General features: G+C 64.5%; 15 protein-coding genes and 1 pseudogene. 6 read left to right on the top strand and 10 right to left on the bottom strand.

Features of this window, described 5'->3' with window-relative positions; translation table 11 throughout:
* The 3 genes from mfd (at position 1) to EOD42_RS25120 (ending at position 6,195) form a co-directional block, all read left to right on the top strand.
* Positions 1 to 3,453 (top strand): transcription-repair coupling factor, encoded by a 3,453-nt coding sequence (gene mfd, locus EOD42_RS25130; RefSeq protein WP_240655291.1) that lies wholly within the window; start codon positions 1 to 3, stop codon positions 3,451 to 3,453.
* Positions 3,454 to 3,721: 268 nt separating this feature from the next.
* Entirely contained in the window at positions 3,722 to 5,155 is a 1,434-nt protein-coding gene (locus EOD42_RS25125; RefSeq protein WP_127790360.1) for an amidase, read from the top strand.
* Between the two features lie 62 nt (positions 5,156 to 5,217).
* Entirely contained in the window at positions 5,218 to 6,195 is a 978-nt protein-coding gene (locus tag EOD42_RS25120) for a Bug family tripartite tricarboxylate transporter substrate binding protein (protein ID WP_127790359.1), read from the top strand.
* A gap of 141 nt (positions 6,196 to 6,336) precedes the next feature.
* Here EOD42_RS25120 and EOD42_RS25115 read toward each other — a convergent pair whose 3' ends face one another.
* Together EOD42_RS25115 and EOD42_RS25110 are read right to left on the bottom strand one after the other, a co-directional pair.
* Positions 6,337 to 7,317: a Bug family tripartite tricarboxylate transporter substrate binding protein gene (locus tag EOD42_RS25115; protein ID WP_127790358.1), complete on the bottom strand. Its 981-nt coding sequence runs from the start codon at positions 7,315 to 7,317 to the stop codon at positions 6,337 to 6,339.
* A gap of 64 nt (positions 7,318 to 7,381) precedes the next feature.
* Positions 7,382 to 7,774, bottom strand: coding sequence for a rhodanese-like domain-containing protein (locus tag EOD42_RS25110; protein WP_127790357.1), 393 nt, complete (start codon positions 7,772 to 7,774; stop codon positions 7,382 to 7,384).
* Between the two features lie 81 nt (positions 7,775 to 7,855).
* On the opposite strand from EOD42_RS25110, the gene ftrA reads away from it, so the two are divergent.
* On the top strand, positions 7,856 to 8,809 hold the full coding sequence (gene ftrA, locus EOD42_RS25105) for a transcriptional regulator FtrA (RefSeq protein ID WP_206020463.1): 954 nt from the start codon (positions 7,856 to 7,858) through the stop codon (positions 8,807 to 8,809).
* Here ftrA and EOD42_RS25100 read toward each other — a convergent pair.
* Complete coding sequence (locus EOD42_RS25100) at positions 8,802 to 9,137, bottom strand: DUF1491 family protein (RefSeq protein WP_127790355.1); 336 nt, start codon at positions 9,135 to 9,137, stop codon at positions 8,802 to 8,804. The two genes, ftrA and EOD42_RS25100, sit on opposite strands and share 8 nt — an antisense overlap.
* A 96-nt stretch (positions 9,138 to 9,233) precedes the next feature.
* On the opposite strand from EOD42_RS25100, the gene EOD42_RS25095 reads away from it, so the two are divergent.
* Both EOD42_RS25095 and EOD42_RS25090 read left to right on the top strand, forming a co-directional pair.
* Positions 9,234 to 9,443 carry a hypothetical protein gene (locus tag EOD42_RS25095; RefSeq protein ID WP_127790354.1) on the top strand — a complete coding sequence of 70 codons (210 nt, stop codon included), beginning with the start codon at positions 9,234 to 9,236 and terminating at the stop codon, positions 9,441 to 9,443.
* 128 nt (positions 9,444 to 9,571) lie between these two features.
* Positions 9,572 to 10,110: pseudogene (locus EOD42_RS25090) on the top strand (IS3 family transposase); the annotation flags it as partial.
* Between the two features lie 78 nt (positions 10,111 to 10,188).
* Here EOD42_RS25090 and EOD42_RS25085 read toward each other — a convergent pair.
* The 7 genes from EOD42_RS25085 to EOD42_RS25050 form a co-directional block, all read right to left on the bottom strand.
* The gene (locus tag EOD42_RS25085; RefSeq protein ID WP_127790352.1) at positions 10,189 to 11,811 is read right to left on the bottom strand and encodes a type I restriction-modification system subunit M; all 1,623 of its coding nucleotides are present in this window, start codon (positions 11,809 to 11,811) and stop codon (positions 10,189 to 10,191) included.
* Complete coding sequence (locus tag EOD42_RS25080; protein WP_127790351.1) at positions 11,808 to 13,037, bottom strand: AAA family ATPase; 1,230 nt, start codon at positions 13,035 to 13,037, stop codon at positions 11,808 to 11,810. The genes EOD42_RS25085 and EOD42_RS25080 overlap by 4 nt, the downstream gene beginning before the upstream one ends.
* Entirely contained in the window at positions 13,034 to 13,984 is a 951-nt protein-coding gene (locus EOD42_RS25075) for a restriction endonuclease subunit S (RefSeq protein WP_127790350.1), read from the bottom strand. Before EOD42_RS25075 ends, EOD42_RS25080 begins: the two co-directional genes overlap by 4 nt.
* 271 nt (positions 13,985 to 14,255) lie before the next feature.
* Positions 14,256 to 17,297 carry a type I restriction endonuclease subunit R gene (locus tag EOD42_RS25070; protein ID WP_127790349.1) on the bottom strand — a complete coding sequence of 1,014 codons (3,042 nt, stop codon included), beginning with the start codon at positions 17,295 to 17,297 and terminating at the stop codon, positions 14,256 to 14,258.
* Positions 17,298 to 17,911: 614 nt separating this feature from the next.
* A complete protein-coding gene (locus tag EOD42_RS25060) occupies positions 17,912 to 19,666 on the bottom strand; it encodes a recombinase family protein (RefSeq protein WP_127790347.1) in 1,755 nt (584 codons plus the stop codon).
* Positions 19,663 to 20,811 carry a tyrosine-type recombinase/integrase gene (locus tag EOD42_RS25055; RefSeq protein ID WP_127790346.1) on the bottom strand — a complete coding sequence of 383 codons (1,149 nt, stop codon included), beginning with the start codon at positions 20,809 to 20,811 and terminating at the stop codon, positions 19,663 to 19,665. Before EOD42_RS25055 ends, EOD42_RS25060 begins: the two co-directional genes overlap by 4 nt.
* Positions 20,811 to 22,625, bottom strand: coding sequence for a tyrosine-type recombinase/integrase (locus tag EOD42_RS25050; RefSeq protein WP_127790345.1), 1,815 nt, complete (start codon positions 22,623 to 22,625; stop codon positions 20,811 to 20,813). Before EOD42_RS25050 ends, EOD42_RS25055 begins: the two co-directional genes overlap by 1 nt.
* Between the last annotated feature and the right edge of the window lie 203 nt (positions 22,626 to 22,828).

Below are 22,828 nucleotides of genomic sequence, written 5' to 3'. Positions count from 1 at the left end.
GTGAGCGCAGGTCCGGGGCTGACCGTCTATGGCGCCGTCGAGGGCTTCGACGCGGCCCTGCTGCGCGCCCGCCGGGCCGAGACGACGGGCCCCCTGCTGCATGTGGCGCGCGACGACGCGCGCATGGCCCGCCTGGCCGATGCCCTGACCTTCTTCATGCCCGAGGCCGAGGTGCTGCGCTTCCCGGCCTGGGATTGCCTGCCCTATGACCGTGTCTCCCCCAACCCGGAGATCGTGGCCGAGCGCGTGGCCACCCTGGCGCGCCTGCAGGAAGCCCCCACCGCGCCCCGCATCGTGCTGACCACGGTGAATGCGCTGGTGCAGAAGGTGCCGCCCCGCGCCGTGTTCCAGGGCAGCGTGCTGAACCTGAAGAAGGGTGCCCGCGTCTCGCCCGAGGCGGTGGTGAAGTACCTGGACGCCAACGGCTACAACCGCACCGGCACGGTGATGGAGCACGGCGAATACGCCGTGCGCGGCGGCATCCTGGACCTGTTCCCGGCCGGCGAGAGCGAGCCCCTGCGCCTGGATTTCTTCGGCGACGAGATCGACGGCATGCGCCATTTCGATCCCGCCACGCAGCGCAGCGGCACCCATGCCGGCGCGCTGTCCCTGCGGCCGGTGGGCGAGGTGTTCCTGGATGCGGACGGCATCGAGCGCTTCCGCACCGGCTACCGGGAGCTATTCGGCGCCGCCGCCGCCGAGGACCCGCTCTATGTCTCGATCAGCGCGGGCCGCCGCCATCCGGGCATGGAGCATTGGGCCGGCCTGTTCCATGAGGCCATGGAAACGCTGATCGACCATCTGGGTGCGGAAGGCTGCCACCTGAGCCTGGACTACCAGGCCGAGGACGCGCTGGCCGCCCGGCTGGAAATGGTGGCCGACCATTACGAGGCCCGCCGCGTGCCCGCCCGGCTGAATGAGGGCGAGGTGCCCTATCGCCCCGCCCCCCCGGCCAGGCTGTACCTGACGCGGCGCGAGTGGGACGCGATGCTCGCCCCCTGCCGCCCGCAGCACTTCAACCCCTTCGCCCAGCCCGAGGGCGCGCCCGGCATGGATGCCGGCGGCCGCCAGGGCCGCGTCTTCGCCGAGGTGCGCCAGGCCGGCGAGAATGTCTTCCGCGCCTATTCCGCCCATGCCGAGACCCAGCTTTCCCGCGGGCGGCGCAACATCCTGGCCGCCTGGACCAAGGGCTCCGCCGAGCGCCTGCGCCACATGCTGGCGGAAAACCGCGTCGCCGCGGAATTCGTGGACGACATCTATGCCGCCCGGAAGCTGGACCGCGCGATCATCGCGGTGGCGGTGCTGGGGCTGGAACGCGGCTTCACCAGCGACGACCTGGCCGTCTGCGGCGAGCAGGACCTGCTGGGTGAGCGCATCGCCCGCCCGCCGCGCCGGCGCAAGCGCGCGGACCAGTTCATCTCCGACGCCACGGGCATCGAGCTGGGCGACCTGCTGGTGCACCAGGACCACGGCATCGGCCGCTATGACGGGCTGGAGACGCTGGCCGTCTCCGGCGCGCCGCATGACTGCCTGAAGCTGATCTATGACGGCGGGGACAAGCTGTATGTCCCGGTCGAGAACATCGAGATCCTGTCGCGCTTCGGCACGGAAACCGCCGGCGTGTCGCTCGACAAGCTGGGCGGGGCCTCCTGGCAGACGCGCAAGGCCAAGGCCAAGCAGCGCATCGCCGACATGGCGGGCCAGCTGATCCGCATCGCGGCCGAGCGCCAGACCCGCGAAGCCGAATCCTTCGCCCCGCCCGAGGGCGCCTGGGACGAATTCTGCGCCCGCTTCCCCTTCGCCGAGACAGAGGACCAGTCCCGCGCGATCGCGGATGTGCTGGAGGATTTCAACTCCGGCCGCCCGATGGACCGGCTGATCTGCGGCGATGTGGGCTTCGGCAAGACCGAGGTGGCGCTGCGGGCCGCCTTCGTGGCCGCCATGAGCGGTTCGCAGGTGGCCGTCGTGGTGCCCACCACCCTGCTGGCGCGCCAGCATTTCCGCACCTTCTCCGCCCGGTTCGAGGGGCTGCCGGTGAAGGTGGCGCAGCTGTCGCGCATGGTCACCGCCAAGGAAGCGGCGCTGGTGAAGGCAGGCATCGCCTCGGGCGACATCAACATCGTCGTCGGCACCCATGCGCTGCTGGCCAAGGGCATCGAGTTCGACAACCTCGGCCTCGTGATCGTGGACGAGGAGCAGCATTTCGGCGTGGCCCACAAGGAGCGCCTGAAGGCGCTCAAGACCGACGTGCATGTGCTGACGCTGACCGCCACCCCCATCCCGCGCACGCTGCAGCTGGCGCTGTCCGGCGTGCGGGAGATGAGCATCATCGCGACCCCGCCGGTCGACCGCCTGGCCGTGCGCACCTTCATCATGCCGTGGGACCCGGTGGTGCTGCGCGAGGCCATCCAGCGCGAGCGTTTCCGCGGCGGGCAGATCTTCTGCGTGACCCCGCGGCTGGAGGACATGCCGAAGCTGCGGGAGCGCCTGGCCGAGATCGTGCCCGAGGCGCGCGTGGTGGAGGCGCATGGGCGTCTCTCCGGCACCGAGCTGGAACGGGTGATGACCGAGTTCAGCGACGGCAAGCACGACATCCTGCTGGCCACCAACATCGTGGAATCGGGCCTGGACATGCCGGCGGTGAACACGCTGCTGATCCATCGCGCGGACATGTTCGGCCTGGCGCAGCTGTACCAGCTGCGCGGGCGCGTGGGGCGCGGCAAGCAGCGCGGCTACGCCTACCTCACCTGGCCTGCCTCGCAGCGGCTCTCGGCCTCGGCGCAGAAGCGGCTGGAGGTGATGCAGACGCTGGATAACCTCGGCGCCGGCTTCACCCTGGCCAGCCATGATCTGGACATCCGCGGCGCCGGCAACCTGCTGGGCGACGAGCAGTCGGGCCATATCCGCGAGGTCGGCATCGAACTGTACCAGCAGATGCTGGAGGATGCGGTGGCCGACATGCGGGCCGGGCGCGGCAAGCGCAACGAGGCCGCGCGCGACTTCACGCCCAATATCCAGCTGGGCCTGCCGGTGCTGATCCCCGAGACCTATGTGCAGGAGCTGCCGGTGCGGCTCGGCCTGTACCGGCGCATCGGCCAGCTGAACGACGATGCCGAGAGCGAGGCGCTGGCCGCCGAGCTGGCCGACCGCTTCGGCACCGTTCCGGCGGAGGTGGAGAACCTGCTTTCCGTCGTCGCCATCAAGCGCCTGTGCAAGATCGCGGGCGTGGACCGGCTGGATGCGGGCCCGAAGGGCGTGGTGCTGGGCTTCTTCCGCAACCAGTTCGTGGACCCGGCGGGGCTCGTCACCTGGGTGGCGGCGCAGAAGGGGCTGGTGAAGCTGCGGCCGGACCACAAGCTGGCCCTGCTGCGCGACATGGGCCTGGCGGACCGGGTGAAGGCCGCGCGCGACATGCTGCTGGCGCTGGCCCGGATCGTGAAGAAGGCGGGGTAAGGCGGGGGCTTTGCCCCCGGTCCCTTAAGCTCCTGATAGGAGTTTGGCGCCTTTGCCGGATCAGCGGGGCGCCATTTTTATTATTGAAATCAAACAGAAAAAACCTTGGCAGGATAAGCGCCAAATCCCCGGGGTCCAGGGCCGCTACGGTCCTGGCGGGGTGCAGGGGCAGGGCCCCTGCGCGGGGGGCGGGGGCAAGGCCCCTGGTCTTGCGCGCCCCCCGCGATGATGCCTCGATGCCATCATCGCAACGAAGGCCGTAACGTCCATGCCCTCCATCCCCCTCTGGCAGCTCGACGCCACCGATCTCTCCCGCCTGCTGCAATCCGGCGAGGTCAGCGCGCAGGAGGCCGTGCAGTCCTCGATCGACCGCATGCATGCGGTGAATCCGGGGCTGAACGCGGTGGTGACGGATCTGTCGGAGGCGGCGCTGGTTCGCGCCAAGGCGCTGGATGCCGCGAAAGGCCCCAAGGGCCCGCTGCACGGCGTGCCCGTCACCATCAAGATCAACATCGACCAGAAGGGCGAGAGCAGTTCCAACGGCGTCGTCGCCTTCAAGGACATGCGCGCCCCCGGCGACGCGCCCCTGGTGAAGAACCTGCTGGATGCGGGGGCCGTGGTGATCGGACGCACCAATGTGCCCGAGTTCTCCCGCCGCTGCGACACGGACAACCCCATTCATGGCCGCACCTGGAACCCCTGGGGCAGGCATCTCAGCCCCGGCGGTTCCTCGGGCGGGGCGGGGGCGGCGGTGGCCGCCGGCATCGGCGCGCTGGCGCATGGCAACGATATCGGCGGTTCCCTGCGCTTCCCGGCCGCCGGCAACGGCGTGGTCACGGTGAAGCCCGGGGTCGGGCGCATCGCGGTCTACAACCCGTCCCAGACCGTCGAGCGCGGCATTCTGGCCCAGCAGATGTCGGCGCAGGGCCTGATCACCCGCACGGCGCGCGACCTGCACCTGTCCATGCCGACCATGATCGCGCCCGACGCGCGCGACCCGTTCCATGTGCCGCTGCCCTGGCGCGGCCCGGCGCCGCAAGGTCCGCTCAAGGTGGGCTTCAGCCTGGCCGTGGTGGACCTGCCGCTGGACCCGCAGGTGGAGAAGGCGCTGCTGGCCGCCCGCGCCGCGCTGGCCGATGCGGGCTATGTGGTCGAGGAAGTGACCCCGCCCTCGCTGAAGGAAATCGCCTTCGAGGGCCGAAGCGCGCTGATGACCGAAAGCTATCAGTTGATGGCCGAGGACATCGCCAGATACGGCTCCCCCGCCATCGCCGGCGTGTTCGAGGAGAATTACCGCCGCACCCCCACCGTCGAGATGAAGCCGATGCTGGAGATGCTGGCCCGCCGCACCTTCTACGCGCGCCAGTGGTCGGTGCTGATGGCGGAATACCCGCTGTTCCTGTCGCCCTTCCACCCCTTGCCCTTCTATGCCCCCGGCCGCGACGCCGAGGGGGCGGAGGGCCTGCGCGAGACCATCGGCCAGTCCCATTGGTCCATGCTGGGCAATTACCTGGGCCTGCCGGCGGGCAATGTGCCGGCGGCCCTGGGCGACTACCCGGAGGGGCCGAAGCCCATCGGCGTGCAGATCCTGGGCCAGCGCTGGCGCGAGGACCTGGTCGTGGACGCGATGATCGCCATCGAGGATCGGCTGGGCACGCTGTCGCAACAGTTGTGGGCCCGTATGGATAACAGAATGGGATAAGTTGACGGCGCAACCCATGCCTCCCGATACTTGATCCAAACAAGCCTCGGGAGGGCGCCAGAATGAACCACGGGATCACCCGTCGTGCCGTGTTGGGCCAGGGGGCCTGCGCGGCTGCGATGCTCGCAGCGCCGGCCGCCGCGCAAGGCGCCTGGCCCAACCGGCCGGTGCGCATCATGGTGGGCTTCCCCGCCGGCGGCACCACCGACATCCTGGGCCGCGTCGCAGCCCAGGCCCTGCAGGAGGAACTGGGCCAGCCCTTCGTGGTGGAGAACCGGCCCGGCGCCGGGTCCAACATCGCGGCCCAGGCCGTGCTGCGCAGCGCGCCCGATGGCTACACGCTGCTGCTGGGCTCGCCCGGCACCAACGCCATCAACCCGCACCTCTACAGCAATGCGGGCTATGACCCGCTGACAGACTTCCTGCCGATCAGCCAGATCGCGGAAGTGCCCAACCTGATCGCGGCCCACCCGGGCCTAGGCGTGCGTGACGTCGCGGGCCTGATCGACCTGGCCAAGCGGCGCCGGCTTTCCTATGGCGAGACCAGCATCGGCGGCTCCACCCACCTCGCGGCCGAACTGTTCCGCCTGATGGCCGGCATCGAGGCGACCCATGTGCCCTATCGCGGCAGCGCGCCCATGATGACCGACCTGCTGCCCGGCCGCATCGACTACGGCAGCGACAACCTGCCCTCCATCCTGCCGCATGTGCGCTCCGGCGCGCTGGTCGGCATCGGCGTGACCAGCGCCAACCGCTGGTCCGCCGCCCGCGACATCCCCGCCATCGGCGAGACCCTGCCAGGCTACGAGGTCACGGCCTGGTTCGGCCTGGTCGCCCCGCGCGGCACCCCGCCCGAGGTCATCACCCGCGCCAACACAGCCCTGCGCGCGGGCCTCGGCAAGGCCGAACACGCCTCGCGCCTCATGGAACTGGGTGCTGCCCCCATCCCCGGCACCCCCGAGGAATACCAACGTCGCAACGAACAACAATTCGCCCGGCTGGGAGACCTGATCCGCCGCGTGGGCATCCGGGCGGAGTAGGGGCGCGCCCCGGGGGCCTTGCCCCCGGACCATCGCGCAGGGGCGCTGACTCATGGGTTCCAAGGGTCGCTCCGACCCTTGGCGGGTTCCAAGGGCAGCGCCATTGGTCGGGGTCTGGGGGCGAAGCCCCCAGCGCGCCGCCTATTCCATCCGAGCGCCCGAGATGCGGACCATTTCCTGCCAGGTCGGGCGTTCGGTGCGCACGCGGTCCCACACGGCGTCGGGGGTGCTGCCCAGGGCTTTGGCGCCGCCGCGCAGCACGCGGGCCTGGAAGGCGGGGTCGGCTGCGATTTCCTGCATCAGGCTGCTGGCGCGCTGCACGATGGGGGCGGGCACGTTGGCCGGGAAGGCGAAGGCGCACCAGCTTTCCACCTGGAAGTTCGCCACGCCGGACTCGGAGAGGGTGGGCACGTCGGGCAGGGTGGCCCAGCGTTCGGCGCTGGAGACACCGAGTGCGCGCATGCGGCCCTCGGCGATGATGGGGATGTAGCTGGCCAGGTTGTCCAGCGCGAAGGTCAGGTCGCCGGCCAGCATGGCGGGGGTGATCTGGGCCGCGCCGCGGAAGGGCACATGCTGCCCGTCCAGCCCCAGCCGCTGGCAGAGGTAGGAGCCCGAGAGATGGGCCGTGGTGCCCACGCCCGGGCTGCCGTAGCTGACGCCGCCCTGCCGGCCGCGCGCCCATTCCACGAACTGCGCCAGGTTGGTCGCCGGGCAGTGCTGGGACGAGACGACGAGCACGTTCGGCAGCGACCAGTGCATCGAGATCGGCTGCAGGTCCCGGTCCGGGGTGTAGGGCATGCGGGCGTAGAGGTAGGGGTTGATGGTCCAGCCGCCCACCGTGACCGGGCCCATGGTGTAGCCGTCGGCATTGGACTTCGCGAGCGCATCGGTGCCGATGTTGCCGCCTGCGCCGGGCCGGTTCTCGATCAGGAAGGACTGGCCGGTCTTGGACTGCAGCTGTTCGCAGATCAGGCGCGCCAGCACGTCGGTGGACCCGCCGGGCGGCCAGGGCACGACGACGCGCACGGCACGTTCAGGCCATTGCCCTTGGGCGGAAGCGAGCCCGGGGACGAGAGCAGGCGACGACAGGGCGCTGGCCAGCGCGAGGCGGCGAGTGAGCATGAACTTTCCTTCCCGTAGTATTTGCCCGCGAGAGTAACCCCCGGGCGCGGGAAGGAAAGGGGGATCATGACGTGAAGTTGTAACCCTCGTCCGCCCAGCCGGTCATGCCGCCGATCATCACCTTCACCTGCCGGCCGAGCTGGGCCAGGCGCAGCGCGGCCCGGTCCGTGCCGTTGCAGTGTGGGCCCGCGCAATAGACGACGAACAGCGTCTCGGCCGGCCAATCGGCCAGGCGGCGTTCCGTCATCTTGCCGTGGGGCAGGTTGACGGCGCCGGGGATATGGCCGGCGGCGAACAGGGTGGCGCCGCGCACGTCGAGCAGCACGAAATCGGGCGCTCCCCCGGCCATGGCCGCGTGCACGTCGGAGCAATCGGTCTCGAAGGCCAGGCGCCGGGCGTAATGGGCCATGACGGCGTCCGGCGCGGCGGCGGGGATCTCGGTGACGCGGCTGGGCATCGGGGCCTCCTCTGATGCGGGCAGGGTGGCGCGGCGCGGGCGGGCTGGAAATTGGCCGTTATGCCAATTAGCATCAAGATCATGCCAAACGGACCGCTCGTCGCGCTGCTCGCCTATGACGGGCTCTGCACCTTCGAATTCGGCGTCGCGCAGGAGGTGTTCGGCCTCTCGCGGCCCGAGATGGGGGAGGGCTGGTATCGATGCGTCACCTGCGGGGTGGAGCCCGGGCCGCTGCGCGCGGCGGGCGGGCTGACCGCGACGGTCGATGCGGGGCTGGAGGTGCTGGCGGATGCGGCGCTGATCGTGGTGCCTGGCTGGCGCGCCATCGACGCGCCGGTGCCGCGGCCGCTGTGCGATGCCCTGCGGCAGGCGAATGCCCGCGGCGCGCGGGTGATGTCCCTGTGTTCCGGCGTCGCGGTGCTGGCGGCGGCGGGGCTGCTGGCCGGGCGGCGCGCCACCACCCACTGGCGCTATGTGGCGGCCATGGCCGCGCTCTACCCGGACATCGGCCTGGATGCGGACGTTCTCTATGTCGATGAGGGCAGCGTGCTGACGGCGGCGGGCAGTGCCGCCGGCATCGACCTGTGCCTGCATGTCGTCCGCCGCGACTTCGGCGCGGAGGCCGCGAACAGCGTCGCCCGCCGCCTGGTGGTGCCCCCGCACCGGGAGGGCGGCCAGGCCCAGTTCATCGAGGCGCCGGTTCCCACCGCGCGGGAAGGCGCGCGGCTGGGCCCCCTGCTGGACTGGATGCGGCTGCACCTGGCCGAGGAACTGCCCATCCGCCTGCTGGCCGGCCGCGCGGGCATGAGCCTGCGCAGCTTCCAGCGCCGCTTCGAGGCCGCCACGGGCATGAGCCCCGGCGAATGGCTGCTGGCCGAACGGCTGCGCGCCGCGCGCGGCCTGCTGGAAGGCCCCGCGCGGCTGGAGGATGTGGCGGTTGCCAGCGGCTTCGGGTCCCTGGCCACCATGCGGCACCATTTCCGGCAGCGGCTGGGCACAAGCCCGGCGGCCTACCGGAAGCGGTTTGCTAGATGATCCTCGCCTCGAAGGGCGGCAGATTGTCCGGTGCCTCGAACTCCAGCACCCACAGGTCGGGGTCGCGCTTCACCTGGCGCTCGATATAGGCATCGGCCACGGCTTCCTCGACCGGGGCGGGGCCAGTGCCGCGGATCCAGGCCGCGCGGCCACCGGCATCGCGGGTCTGTGCCAGCACCGAAACGCCCGCCATGCTGCGCAGCACGCACAGGATGCCGCCGCTGTCCGGGTCGCCCTTGCGCAGCTGCATGGCCGGTCGGCCGGCGGAATTGGACATCCGCAGCGCCATGCTGGCCCAGATCTCGGCCTTGATCTTCGGTTCTTCCATAACCTCATTCTGCCGCGCCGCGCCCCCCGTTGCCAGCGGGGCCGCGCCGCGCCAGAAGAGCGCTTCACCATCCGCCCGTTATGGAGACGGCACCCCATGAATGCGAACCAGCTCACCGAGGGTCAGCGCGCCTATGAGGCCAAGCGCGCGGCCAAGGCAGGCATGACGCTGGAAAAGTGGCTGGTCGAGAAGGACCGCCGCGCCAAGGCCGAGGCGAGCGCCGCCGTGGCGGCCAAGACTGTCGAGGCGCCGAAGAAGCAGGGCTTCTTCGCCCGGCTGATGGAAAAGGCGAACAAGCCGCTGTGAGGAGGACGGGGGCGTTGCCCCTGGACCCCACCAAGGGGCTCTGCCCCTTGGTCTTTCTTTCATCACTTAGGCTTCGGACTCATAACCACCGGGTGAGGGTGGCTGCGAGGAAGACGGCGCTGAGAAAGACATCGGCTCGGCGATCATATCGTGTGGCGATGCTCGACAACGCGATCCTGAAGGATGTCGCTGCAAAAAAATGGTGACGCCCGATGCGAAGCGGAAGGCGGTGGCTTATGCCTGCACGGTGCATGCGGTGAGCCAGCGTCGGGCGTGCCTGGCCTTGACGATCGACCGCTCGACGGTGCGCTACATGAGCACCCGGCCGGACGATGCCCTGTTGCGCGAGGCGATGAAGGCCGTGACAGGAGAGCGCCGGCGGTTCGGCTATCGCAGGATCCACATCATGCTGGACCGCCAGGGCATCGTAATGAACCAGAAGAAGCTGCGGCGGCTCTATCGCGAGGAGAAGTTGCTGGTGCGCCGGCGCGGTGGCCGCAAAAGGGCACTGGGCACGCGCAGACCCATACTCGTGCCTGATCGGGCCAATGCGCGCTAGAGCCTCGATTTTTTCTCCGACACGCTCTCGGACGGTCGCCGCTTCAGGGTGCTCGCCATCGTCGACGACTATACGCGCGAGTGCCTGGCACTCGTCGCCGACACCTCGAAAATGGCAACATCTCAGGGGAGCACGTCACACACCAGTTCAATCTGGCGCGTATTCGACATTAATAAATGTCAATATTCATTCGGCGCCCGGCAACAGGGAAAGTCCAAGTTCTTTCAGGAAGGCGTTGTGCCTCAAAGTTGCGTCCCGGATCTGCTTTTGGATATCAACCAACTCGTCCTGAGTGGCTGACAGATCGATCTCTTCCTCGCCCACAGCGGTGCTGATGTAACGGGAGATGTTGAGATTGAAGCCCTCCTCAGCAATACGCTCCATGCTCACACGCTTGGAATAGCGCTCCTCTTCCTTACGGAACTGGTAGGTCTCGAGGATCTTGCGGATATGGTCGTCCGTGAGCTGGTTCTGACGCTTGCCCTTCGCAAAGTGCTCAGCCGCGTTGATAAAGAGTACGTCGTCGGGCTTCTTACACTTCTTCAAAACAAGGATGCAGACTGGGATACCCGTAGAATAGAACAGGTTCGCAGGCAGGCCGATGACCGTGTCGATGTGGCCATCCTTCAGCAGCTTGGTTCGAATGCGTTCTTCCGCTCCGCCTCTAAACAGCACGCCATGAGGAAGGATGATGGCCATGACGCCGTCATCCTTCAGATAATGGAAGCCGTGAAGCAGGAAGGCGAAATCCGCGGCCGACTTTGGCGCAATCCCGTAATTCTTGAACCGCACATCGTCGCCCATCGCCTCAGTCGGCTCCCAGCGCAGGCTGAAGGGCGGGTTAGCCACTATGGCATCAAAGGAGGGCTTCTTGGCGGGATTCAACTCGCGCAGGATGTCCCAGTCATTAATCAGCGTGTCGCCGTGGTAAATTTCAAACTCCGTATCCTTAACGCCGTGCAACAGCATGTTCATCCGGGCCAGGTTGTAGGTGGTGATGTTCTTTTCCTGCCCGTAGATTCTGCCGATGCCGTGCGGCCCCATGCGCTTGCGCACGTTGAGCAGCAGCGAACCGGAGCCGCACGCGAAATCGAGCACGCTGGCGAGCCTTTGTTTCTTCCCGGTGGCGGGTTCCTGGCTGTCGAGCGTCACGATTGCCGAAAGGATGTCTGACACCTGCTGCGGGGTATAGAACTCACCGGCCTTCTTGCCCGAGCCGGCGGCGAATTGGCCGATCAGATATTCGTAGGCGTCGCCCAGCGCATCCACGTCGGACGAGAAGTCGACGAGCCCTTCGGCGATCTCCGTGATGATGGCGCAGAGTTTGGCGTTGCGATTAGCGTATGTCCGGCCGAGCTTGTCAGAGCCAAGATTGATTTCAGAGAAAAGACCGCCGAACGTGCTCTGAAAGGACTCGTTCTCAATGTATTTGAAGCCCGCCTGCAGGGTGTTCAGCAGTTGGTCGTTCTGGGTGCGCGCCATATGAGCGATGCTGGTCCAGAGGTGTTCCGGCTTGATGACGTAGTGCGCCTTGAGACGCATTTGCTTTTCAAAATCTGCAACATCATCGGGATTCTGCGCGTACCACACCGATAGGGGCGAGCGCCCGCCATTGCCGATTGCGTTGGGATCGGGATAGTCCCGCCCAAGCTCCTTCTTCGCGGCCATCTCGTAATTGTCAGAGAGGTAGCGCAAGAAGAGGAACGACAGCATGTAGTCGCGGAAATCGTCCGCATTCATCGCGCCGCGGAGCGTATCCGCGATGTTCCAGAGCGTTTTGCCCAGCTGTTTTTGGTTGTGGTCGTTCATTGTGCGGGTGCTTCCTCTGCGGCGGGCGCGGGCGCCGGGATTTCGGTTTGGGCGGCGGCAACGCCTGGCAGTGCGAACTCAAACCGCGCGATGAATTCGCGCAGGATGCGGCGGAACAGTTCCTTGTTGTCCTCGCCCATCTCTGTGGGTTCATGGATGGCATAGGCGCCGTGGCTCAGCAGGTTCAGGGCCCGGTTGAACAGCGCCCGGTCTTCTTCGTTGTTCAGCGCCTTCAAGCAGAAGGCCATGCTTGGATGACCGAAGAAAGAGGCTGTCTTCTCCATGACGCTGCGCAAGGCGTTGAAGTGGAAGGTGTAGAGCTTCCCCTTGTCGGGATCGGCGGCACGCTGCAACTCGGCTAAAGTGGCGACGTGGTGGAAGAAGGGCGTATCCTCGGTCGCCTGAAGTGTGTAAGCGCCGTCGCCGTTGGGGCGGTGCAGGAAATAGCGCTTGTGGGTGATCTTCGGTTCGCCATCGGTCCGCCTGCCCATTTCATTGCACATGACGTTGAAGAACAGCGCGTGGTGGGACGAGAAGATCACCTTGATCGGGGCGGGCCCTCCGGCAGCATCCTTCCGCGTGGCTGCCCGGCGGAGAAACTTAGCCAGATCGCAGGCCACGGAAATCGCGTTGTTGTCATCCAGCGACGAGATCGGGTCGTCGATATAGAGATACTTCTTCTCCTGATAGGATTCATGCCCATCCAGCATCCGTTCGCAGATGGCCATGAAGATGCACCAGACAAAGATATTCTGTTCACCCCGCGAAACCTTGATATTGGACTGATCGCCCTTTCGGAAGCTCACGAAATCAGGCTTGGAGATGGTCTCGTTGTCCTGTTGAATTTCCTTATAGGTGAAGTCGAAATCGAAATCGGCATATCGGGAAAGATAACCCGCAATTGTTTCGTCCAGTGCGAGTTCCGTCATCGCGTTGAAGAAGGATGACTTTTCGTTCAGTTTCAGGCGGCGAACGCTGTCACCTTCGAGGTCGTTTTCCCAGACGAACAGATCCTCTGTGAAGGCATTGAAATAGAGCGTGTCAGGCGTGCCGGTCGGGTTCTTCTTGGTCTTGCGTTTCCCCGCGTCCTTGAACTCCATCGACAGACGTGTCTTGCCGGTGCGGTTGTAGGCATAGATCAAGACCAGCGAGACTGGCCCAGTTGGATTGTTCAGATCGTCACGAAGTCTGACCACCAAAGTTTTCAGGTTCTTGTAGGTGCTCATGTGTCAGCCTCCCCGCCCCAGGGGAAAAGCTGCTGTATCAGCCCCTTCTTGTGGGTCTTGAGCGTGTCGAGCTTTCGGGTCTCGGCGGCGATGAGGTTGTCGAGGGAGGAGAGGCAGTCTGCGATGCGCTTCTGCTCAGGTTCCTTGGGGAGCGGCATCGGAATGCTGTCGAGCTTCGCCTTGTTGAGCTTCGGCTGGGCCATTCCCGTTATGAAGTCGTCCAGTTTGATCGAGTTTAGATAGACTTCGACAAACTTCTGGGTGAACCCATGCTTGAATCGAAGGACGTGCGCATGGTTGTTAACCCATGTCTTTCCAGAAATCGCGAAAGCGATTGGATAGGTTCGAGCAAGAAGATTTGCGCCGTCCTCTGAGACGCAAAGGAGGTCTTCGTCAAAGATGTAGCCCTCGACATAGTCAACGATCCCCGAGGCGCCATAATAGGGAACATCTCCAGCGACGCGGTCACCTGAAGTTATCGGAACACGCTGATTGTCGAGATTTTCGGCAGCTTTACCGAGCGGCTTTACTGACCACTCCCCCGTTCCCTCGAACTCGGGGAAGCGGAGGCGGGGTTGGGTTTCGCCTGCCTGGGGGAAAAGCTGCTGCATCAGGCCCTTCTTGTGGGCCTTCAGCGCGTCCACCTTCCGCCCCTGCGCGGCAATCAGTTCGTCCGCCGAGTTCAGACAGTCGGCGATCTTTTGTTGTTCTAAGAGCGTCGGCAGAGCGGTCCGCCATTCGCGGAGCTTGCTGAAATACAATCTGGTACGCGTGCCGCCCGCCTTTTGGGAGAAAGCGAAACTCTTGAAATCTTGGCTCTCGTTCAGAATTTCGAGCAGAAACTTGGGATCGAGCCCGACGGTTTTGAAGACAGGATATTCTTTGCTAACTGCGATTTCGCCGCCGGTGTCATTGATGTTGAACTTGAACGAGCCGTCATCGCTCATGTGGCGGTAAACGAAGCATCCGGGCGGCACCACGCCATAGTCGTTGTTATTCTGAAGGACCCTGCCGTCGAAGTATGTATCTTGGCGCCGCAGACCATCTCTCGTCGAGCTGAAGACAGGCAACGAGGTGTTGGAAGGAACGCGGCCGCTGCAGTCCCTCAAGAATGGTGCCAGAGGCTTGTACTCCCATGGGCTGGCCGTCTGAAACTCCGGGAACCGCACCTTCGGGACCAATGCAACCTTTCCTCCGGCCGCTGTAGACGATTTCCCCTTACTGCTCATAAGCGCTCAGCCCCGAAATCTCGCGGCCACCGGCGCGCTTCAGCAGCAGCGGCAACAGGTCGGCCATCAGGTCCAGTTCCTTCACCCGCCGCGTCTTCCAGTTCAGGCCAAGGGGTTCCATCAGGTCGGTCAACGCCTCGCCGTCGAAAATCATGCGTTGCAGGATGGTGTCGACAAAGCCTTGCAGCGCCTCGGTCGCCAGCCCGTGCTTGCCCGCGATGCCCGCCAGTTCTGCCGCACTCTTTTCCGACTTGAAGCGGCTGTAGCCGTCGCGAATGGCCTTTTCGCTCAAGCCTTCGCCAGCCTTGAGGGTATTGATGTAGGCCGCGATATCCTCGCGCTCGTCCATGAACTTGGCATCGGACTGGATCAGGCCGATCAGCTCCGCGCGGCTCATCTTCTGCTTGCCCGGCGTCGCCTCGGAATAGCGGGCGATCAGGCCCATGATGTAGTCGTAGTCGATGACGGCCGAGGCGAAGAGGACGAATTCGAAGTCCAGTTGGTCGGCGTCCTGGCTCGGCTTGCCGTCGCCCTGATCCTGGCCCTTGCCCTGCTGCGCCCGAAGGCGCTGCGCGGTTTCCAGATAGGCGCCCCGGAAGCCAAGCAGGTTGTCGCGCGGCAGGACCTCTTCGATGGCGGTGCGGTTCTCGTCCGTCAGGTCGGTATACTGGTCCAACTGGGTCTTGAGGCGTTGAACCTCCTTGAAATGTTCGATGAACGCCGCGCGGGCCGCGTCGCCCTTCAGGTTCGGCACGGCTTCCGGGGCGCAATCGAGACCCTGCGACTTCATGAAGGCGTCGAGCTTCTGGACGGCAGTTTCCAGCTTCTGGATGACCACCGGAGCCTTGTCGACCAGCCAGATTTCACGGGCCTTTTCGGCAGCGGCCTCGCCCGAGAAGAGAGCAATCGCGGCATCGACCGCGCCCTGCTGCTGCCGGAAGTCGAGGATGTTGCCATAGGGCTTAGTGGCGTTCAGCACGCGGTTGGTGCGCGAAAAGGCCTGGATGAGACCGTGATGCCTCAGGTTCTTGTCGACGTAGAGGGTGTTCAGGAACTTTGAGTCAAAGCCCGTCAGCAGCATGTCCACCACGATCGTGATGTCGATCTTGTGGTGCGGCTGATTGGGGTAAGCCTTGCGGAGGTCGGCATCCGGCCATTGATGGTCTTTGATGCGCTTCTGAACATCCTGGTAATACAGGTCGAATTCACCAATCTTGTGGTTGGTGCCGTAGTGGGCGTTGTAATCCGCGAGGATGGCCTTCAGGGCTTCCTTCTTCTTTTCCGGCTCGACCGCGTTGTCTTCCTTCTCCTGCGGCAGGTCTTCCTGGATCTGCTTGACATCAGGATCGCCCTCGGCGGGCGGAGAGAAGACGCAGGCGATGTTCAGCGGGCGGAAGCTGGGATCGGCGGCCAGCTTCTCGGCCTGTATCGTCTTGAAAAGGGAGTGATACTCGATGGCGTCATTGATCGAAGATGTTGCGAGCAGGGCGTTGAACCGACGCTGACCGGTGGCTTGGTCATGCTTGGAGAGGATCGCCTCGATCACCGGCCGCTTGGCCAGAGGTTCGCCCGGCTTGGGTAGGGTTTTGCCCTGCGGCTTGAGGTAGTCGACGTGGAACCGGAGGACGTTGCCGTCCTCGATGGCATGCGTGATCGTGTAGGTGTGAAGGCGCTGCTGGAAGAGATCTTCCGTCGTCTTCATGCTGGCTTGCGTGTCTTCGATCTTCTGCTGGGCGGCGTTCTGATCGAAGATCGGCGTTCCCGTGAAGCCGAAGAGCTGGGCGCGCGGGAAGAATTCCTTGATGGCCTGATGGTTCTCGCCGAACTGCGACCGATGGCATTCGTCAAAGATGAACGCGATGCGCTTGTCGCGCAGGGGTTCGAGCTGTTCCTTGAAGCTCTTTTTGCCGTCCTTTTTCTGCTGCTTGTTGCGCTTGCTGTTTTCATCCAGCGCAAGGCCAAGCTTCTGAATCGTGCAGACGATGACCTTGTCGGCGTAGTCGTCGGAGACGAGGCGACGAACGAGTGAGGCGGTGTTGGTGTTTTCCTCGACGCAGCCTTCCTGGAACTTGTTGAACTCCTCGCGCGTTTGCCGATCGAGGTCCTTTCGGTCCACAACGAAGAGGCACTTCTCAATGTCCGGATTGTCCTTGAGGAGCGTTGACGCCTTGAATGACGTGAGCGTCTTGCCGCTGCCGGTCGTGTGCCAGACGTAGCCATTGCCGCAATCTTGCGCGATGGAGTCGACAATCGCCTTCACGGCGTAGACCTGGTACGGCCGCATCATCAGGAGCTTCTGCTCACTTGCGACCAGAACCATGTAGCGGCTGATTGTCTGGCCGAGGGTGCATTTGACGAGGAAAGTCTCGGCAAAGCTATCGAGGTGGACAATCTTTTTGTTGTCTACGTCGGCAAACTCGTAGACCGGCAGAAAACGCTCCTCGGCATTGAAGGCGAAATGGCGCGCATTGTTGTTTGCAAAATAAAACGTCCGATCCCGGTTGCTGACGATGAAGAGCTGAATAAAGCACAAGATAGTTTTTGTATAGCCACTCCCCGGGTCGTTCTTGTATTCGACGATCTGCTCCATGGCGCGACGCGGGCTTATGCCGAGAGTCTTCAGTTCGATCTGAACGACTGGAACTCCGTTGATCAGCAGAATGACATCATACCGATGATGGCTGTTGTCGGTGTTGATGCGAAGCTGGTTGACCACCTCGAAGGAGTTCTTGCACCAGTCTTTTATGTTGACGAGCATGTAGTTCAGCGGCGTGCCGTCGTCACGCGTGAAACTATTGCGCTCTCGAATCATTCGAGCAGCGGTGAAAACGTCAGGAGTGACGATCTCGTCTATTAGCCTCTGAAATTCGCCGTCGGTGAGATTGACACGATTCAGGCTTTGGAACTTCTCACGGAAGTTTCGCTCCAGCGTGGCGCGATCTCGGATGTCGGGACGGTAATCGTACTTGAGGTCCGTCAGCTTTGAGAGAAATGCGTCCTCAAGCTCGCGTTCGGCTTTGGTCGTTGTCATCGATGAAAATCAGTTCTTTTCGTCTGCATTGAGATGGGTGGTTTTGGTTGTGGTGATTTTTATAATGTTTTCGACAAAATTTTGACTTTTTAATTATGCCCATTATTCGACTGTTGCCACAACTACAGCTGGTCGAGCATGTTTGGAGACCAAGGCCGGTGAGGTACGAGCTAAGTCGATTAAGCGTCCAAAGCCGTATTTGGCTCCATTTGCCGACATGCTCTGCATAGCCTGACCCTTCCCAGCAGTGGTTATTTTTGGTCATTTTGCCCAGTCCATCAAGCTGGCTTTGGACGGCTTCCGCTTTGACGTGGGGAATGCCCAAATCCGCGCTGCACAGACACCCGCAGCTGCTAGGGCATACACATAGCGCTCACATCAACGCGGTGGGGCGCGCCACTTCCCCGCGCCGTCGCTACCGGCATTGATCGCCTTTCCTCCAGGGCGATGATGATCGACGGATTTCGCAAATCCTACTTGGATCGAGGCCCTTACATCCTCCTCAATCCAAGGGGGGGGCCGTTATCACCGTATGCAAACCGCGCGGGACCACACGGTTCTGCTAGCGACCAGGTAAGATTGCTTCGGTTACTCCGACAAACTGAGGGATTTCCTTAGATGTCCGGCGGACCGATCCCCAATCTCCTTCCGCGGCTCGCCGGTGCTGCAAGTGCTGCGTCAGCCACGGCAAGGACCTTCGGTGCGCCGCTAAGGATGCTGCCGCTGAGCTCTGGCTGCCCCATCTTCATCATGGCGCCCAGCATGCCTTCAACCTGGACGACTGGCGCTGCTTTGCCGTTGCCAGGATGAACGACAGCACGCTCGATCAGCGAGCGCGCCAGTTCCAGCGCCGCGGCGTTGTCCGGCCCCTCCAACGCAATCCTAAGCTCGCGCATGGTCTGCCGGTAGATGACGCCAATATCCGGCCGCATCCTAACGGGAGCGGCGGTGCCCTGCATGCTGGCCGCCTTCAGCCGCGCCACCTCACCTTCCGCCTCATCGAGCTTGGCCTGCAGCGCCGCGCTGCGCATGCCGGCCGCGATCGCATCGATCAGATTGTCGAGCTTCTTCTCCGCAGCCTCCAACTCCCGACGGTTCCGCGCCTCATCATGCCTGCGCTGCCCGGCCAGCCGGTCCCATTCGGCACTGAACTCCTCGGCAAAGGCCCGGGCCAGCTCCGGCTCCATCATGTGCTCCGACAGGATGACCAGCACATGATCCTCCAGGGCTTTGCGATCGAGCCTGACCGGGTTGGTGCACAAACCCCTGGGCCGGTTGTTGCAGGCGTACTTTCCCGTCTGGATCGAGAACGGACCGCCACACACCCCGCAATTGATTTTGGCCGAGAGCAGATACTGCGGCTTGCGGCGCTCCCAGAACTTCAGCGCACCGGTCGTCGGGTCCGGTGGTGCCGCCTCGCTGGACAACCGCGCCTGAACCGCATCCCACAAGGCCTGATCGATGAGACGGTACTGCGGCGCCAGGCCGGTCACCCGCTCATCCACCGCATTCAGCCGGCGATGCAACTGCCCGGTGGTGGGATCCACCAGACGCCGCCGGCGGTTCCACACCATCTCGCCCAGATAGGCGCGGTTGCGCAGGATACCATCGCCATGGCTGGGACGACCGCGCACGGTCATGGTGTTCCAACCATTCGCCCGCGGCCCCGGAACACCATCGGCGTTGAGGCGCCGCACGATCACCCCCGCCGTATGCCCCTGCGCGTACTCCTCAAAGATCCGCCTGACGATGGCGGCATGCTCGGGCACGATCTCCCAAAGACCACGGTCGATCTCGCCGTCAGGCCGCAACACGCTGGTGACACGCCGATAGCCATAAGGCGCCGGCCCCGTGCTGCGACCTGCCCGCACCCGCCCCTCCAGACCTCGCCGGGTCTTGGCCGCGAGGTCCTGGAGATACATCGCATTCATCGTGCCCTTGAGCCCGATGTGCAGCGTCGACACCTCCCCCTCGCTGATCGTGACCAGCCGGACATTGGTGAAATTTGCCAGCTTAAAGAAACGGGCGACATGCTCCTGGTCACGGGAAATGCGGTCCAGCGCCTCGGAGAACACGATGTCGATCTCGCCGGCCCGCATGGCCGCCTGCAGCGCGATGAACCCAGGCCGATCCGCCGTGGAGCCTGAGATGGCCGCATCCTGATAGCTGCGCACCAACTGCCAGCCCTCACGCTCGACCCGCTCGCGGCAAATGCGCAACTGGTCCTCGATGGAGTTCTCCGACTGCCGGTCGCTGGAATAGCGCGCATACAGCGCCACCCGCGGCTGGGCAGAGGTGCCAGGCAACGTCGATGCCCGACGCCCGGCCCGTGCCGGAGGCGATGCGTGCCGGTGCATTGCCGCGCTCATGGAACCTTACCCTTTCGAGCCGGTGTCAGAAGGCCAGTGACCGCCTGCCGCCTCTCCTCGATGAGCGCCTCCACAAGCTCATGCGAGCGCTCGCTCCTGGCCGCGATATAGTGCCTCTGCGTCGTCGCGATATCGGCGTGGTCCAACACATCCATGGCGACATAGGCATGGGCGGGATCCACCCGCGCCATTGAGGTCGCCGCCGAGTGCCGGAACGCATGCGGGTGCATCGCGCGTCCGAAGTGCCGCTCGGTGTGATGGGCGATGCTGCGCGCAAAGGCGGTCAGCGACATCGGGTTCCCGCGGCTGGAGATCCACAGCCGGTTAACCGCCGAGGCGCGGTCGGTGGAACTGCCGCCCTTGGTCGACCGTCGGAGGCAAGGCCGATGGCGTTCCAGATAGCGGGTCAGGCACGGCAGCAGCTCGCTGGGGAACTCCCGGGCGATGGCGCGGCCGTTCTTGGTCTCCTCTGCGGCAAAGGAGAAACTCCAGCTGCTACCGGATCGCAGGAGATGACGCCCGATCTCGATGCTCAGGAAATTCCGCCGACGAAAGGGCCGCATGGCGAGCAGGGCAATCATGAACCCGTCCCGGTACAGGTTCGCCGCCCGCTCCGGATCGGTCATGGTCAGCGCCTCCGCCTGCTGCATCAGCTGATGGCCTAGATCGACGATTTCCCGGCTCTCCTGCACCCGCTCGGATTTATGGCGCAGCGGTAGCGCCTCACGCTGGAGGTTGGCGCGCGCGTTCCGGAGCCAGGCCCAGTCAGTCGCCGGGCACATGGCATTCAGGGCCATCAGCAGCTGTGACACAGCGACGGTGGCGGTCACCGGCGCATAGTCCCGCTGCAGCATGCCGATCAGCGCGAGGATGCGAGGCTGGGTGACACGGTCTGCCGGTGCCTCGCTGTCTAATAGCCAGCCGCGATTATACAGAAAGCCCAGCCAGCGCCCGTAATTCCCGATCAGGCTGTCGCTGGTAGCGGGACGCCAATTGGCTCCCTTGCCGCCAGGCGAGAGAAAGCCCGACGGCTTGCACGCCATCTCCCACGCCGCCCGGTCGGATGCGGGCCACTGCTCGAACTCGAGACGGGGGCGCTTGGTCCTCCTGGGAGGCACGGCGACCTTGCTCTGCTGGATCGCCATCAGGTTGCCCGCCTATTCTGGGGGCGGGCGATGCGACGGGCCACCGCGTGGCTGCCACCGCCACCGCCACCGCCACCGCCACCGCCGCTGCCAGCGCCCCTGATGCTGCTGCGCTGCTGCTCCAGCAGCTCGTCATAGTGCCGCGTCGCCTGCGCGCTGCGCATCCCGACATAGAAGCTCTTGGTGGTGCTGATGTCGGCATGGTGCAGATGGTCCTGCACGATATGCAGGGCGCCCAGATCCTGCCTGAGAATGATGTCACCCGCGAGGTGACGGAAAAAATGGACCGTCATCTGCACGCCGACCCGCTCCCACGTGATCACCTTGACGCTGGCATTGATCGCCCCGAACGTCTTGGGCCTGCCAGCCTGCTTGCCCGGGAACAGATACGCTGAGCTTGCGTCGCCCAGCAGCGGGCGGTGAACCCGCAGGTAGTCGTGCAGCATGCTCGTGGCGCGGCTGCCCAGCGTCGTCTCGATCGGCGTGCGGGTCTTGGTCTGATCCTCCCGAAAGATCGCCACCGCACGCCCATCCGGGCGCAGGATCAGCGTCTCCCCGATCACCAGGTTGCCGAGATTCCTGATCCGCCAGGATTTGGTCAGGCAAAGCTCGAGGATCAGCGCCACCTGATACTGCAGCGCCAGCGCGTAGGTGCTGCCGCCATGCTGTTTGACCGCGGCATCGACCTCCGACCGCAGCGTCTGCGGCAGATTCAGAAGGACATCGAGCCGTGTGCGATCGGGGCCCATGGCATCACCCATCGCGACCAGACGCTCCTTGTTCCGGACCGTCATGCGATCACCGGACTTCTTGAAGCGCAGTTCACGGGCAATCTGCTGCAGGCGCTCCAGCGGCGGGCCGGTGAGAGCGAGATGATGGGTGGCGATAGCCAGTGCGATGCCGGACATCTTGGCCATGACGTAATTGATCGTGCCTCCCGCCCGCTCGTGGTGAAACAGGCAGGATGTCTCAACATGCGCCGGCGTGATCGCCGCACGGAGATCCACCAGAGAGGCAGCATCGACACCGCGCAGCACCATGCCGCCGAGCAGCAGCCGGAGGTGATCCCGGCAGGAGATGACCGTCGCCTCCCGCAGCCGCCTGGGATTGTCCTTGGCGAAAATGTTCGTGCTGGGCGGCCCCGCCAGCCAGCGCTCGACATCGGCAACCAAGGTCGCTGGATAGGTCGCCCATCCGGGCGTGTAGTAGAGGCTGTTATTAGGCACCGTCAGCGTGATCCGCGGCCACCCATCCACGGTCCTCGATGCATTATTCCAGGCGATGGCGCTTTCGCGCACCACCTTCTCCGGCTCACACACCAGGCTGCGCTCGACGAGCTCAGTCCGATAGCGTGCCATGAAGCTATCGTTGACCTGATCGGGCTCGACATCGAGCATCGTGCAGCAACGGGCGAACCGGCCCAGCATGGCGATCTCGCCCTTGCCGCTGACGCGCGCGAGCAGGGCCTGCCAAGCGTCGGAGGGTGGCTCCGCGATGCGGTTGGGCAGGGTGAGCACGCCCACACGCAGAAGTGCCGTGCAGACCAGCGAGCGGACATTGGTCCAGCGATCACGCGTCAGCCCGGCGGCAGCGGCGGAACGGTGCCTGAGCAAGCCGCGGATATGGGCGGCGTTTGCCGGGATCGCATCGAGCATCTGGCCGGCTGCGGCAGCCAGTGCCCGGAGGGCGGAGCGGATCTCCCCGCGCCTGGTGGCGGGCAAGGAGAGGTCGGCGGCGATGCGGTCAGCGACCTGGGACAGGAAAGCGGGCGGCGGGAGGTCAGCACCGACCGTGGCAACCAGCAAAGTGGACATAAGATATCTCCGGCGGACTAGGTTGGAATATAGGCGACGTTAGTGACTGCGTAGCTCATTTTATCATCGGCTATAGTTCATAACCGCAATCACTAAGGTCGCTTATTAGGTAGACATTAGAGTAAATAGGGGCATTCAGACCCCTTATGCTCTGCTGCTCCTGATGAAGCGTTCCACGTCGCTCGCGGCGATGCGGATGAGCC

The organism is Rhodovarius crocodyli (genome assembly GCF_004005855.1).
GTDB classification, from domain to species: domain Bacteria; phylum Pseudomonadota; class Alphaproteobacteria; order Acetobacterales; family Acetobacteraceae; genus Rhodovarius; species Rhodovarius crocodyli.
Note: the sequence above shows the minus strand (reverse complement) of the source record. Positions and strands in the feature narration are given on the sequence as shown.

Coding starts and splice junctions, on each gene's coding strand:
- EOD42_RS25070 (WP_127790349.1), bottom strand. CDS start 17,297: ATGACAACGACCAAAGCCGAACGCGAGCTTGAGGACGCATTTCTCTCA.
- EOD42_RS25080 (WP_127790351.1), bottom strand. CDS start 13,037: ATGAGCACCTACAAGAACCTGAAAACTTTGGTGGTCAGACTTCGTGAC.
- EOD42_RS25095 (WP_127790354.1), top strand. CDS start 9,234: ATGAATGCGAACCAGCTCACCGAGGGTCAGCGCGCCTATGAGGCCAAG.
- EOD42_RS25120 (WP_127790359.1), top strand. CDS start 5,218: ATGAACCACGGGATCACCCGTCGTGCCGTGTTGGGCCAGGGGGCCTGC.
- EOD42_RS25100 (WP_127790355.1), bottom strand. CDS start 9,137: ATGGAAGAACCGAAGATCAAGGCCGAGATCTGGGCCAGCATGGCGCTG.
- EOD42_RS25115 (WP_127790358.1), bottom strand. CDS start 7,317: ATGCTCACTCGCCGCCTCGCGCTGGCCAGCGCCCTGTCGTCGCCTGCT.
- EOD42_RS25110 (WP_127790357.1), bottom strand. CDS start 7,774: ATGCCCAGCCGCGTCACCGAGATCCCCGCCGCCGCGCCGGACGCCGTC.
- EOD42_RS25075 (WP_127790350.1), bottom strand. CDS start 13,984: ATGAGCGATGACGGCTCGTTCAAGTTCAACATCAATGACACCGGCGGC.
- EOD42_RS25050 (WP_127790345.1), bottom strand. CDS start 22,625: ATGTCCACTTTGCTGGTTGCCACGGTCGGTGCTGACCTCCCGCCGCCC.
- EOD42_RS25125 (WP_127790360.1), top strand. CDS start 3,722: ATGCCCTCCATCCCCCTCTGGCAGCTCGACGCCACCGATCTCTCCCGC.
- ftrA (WP_206020463.1), top strand. CDS start 7,856: ATGCCAAACGGACCGCTCGTCGCGCTGCTCGCCTATGACGGGCTCTGC.
- EOD42_RS25060 (WP_127790347.1), bottom strand. CDS start 19,666: ATGAGCGCGGCAATGCACCGGCACGCATCGCCTCCGGCACGGGCCGGG.
- EOD42_RS25055 (WP_127790346.1), bottom strand. CDS start 20,811: ATGGCGATCCAGCAGAGCAAGGTCGCCGTGCCTCCCAGGAGGACCAAG.
- EOD42_RS25085 (WP_127790352.1), bottom strand. CDS start 11,811: ATGAACGACCACAACCAAAAACAGCTGGGCAAAACGCTCTGGAACATC.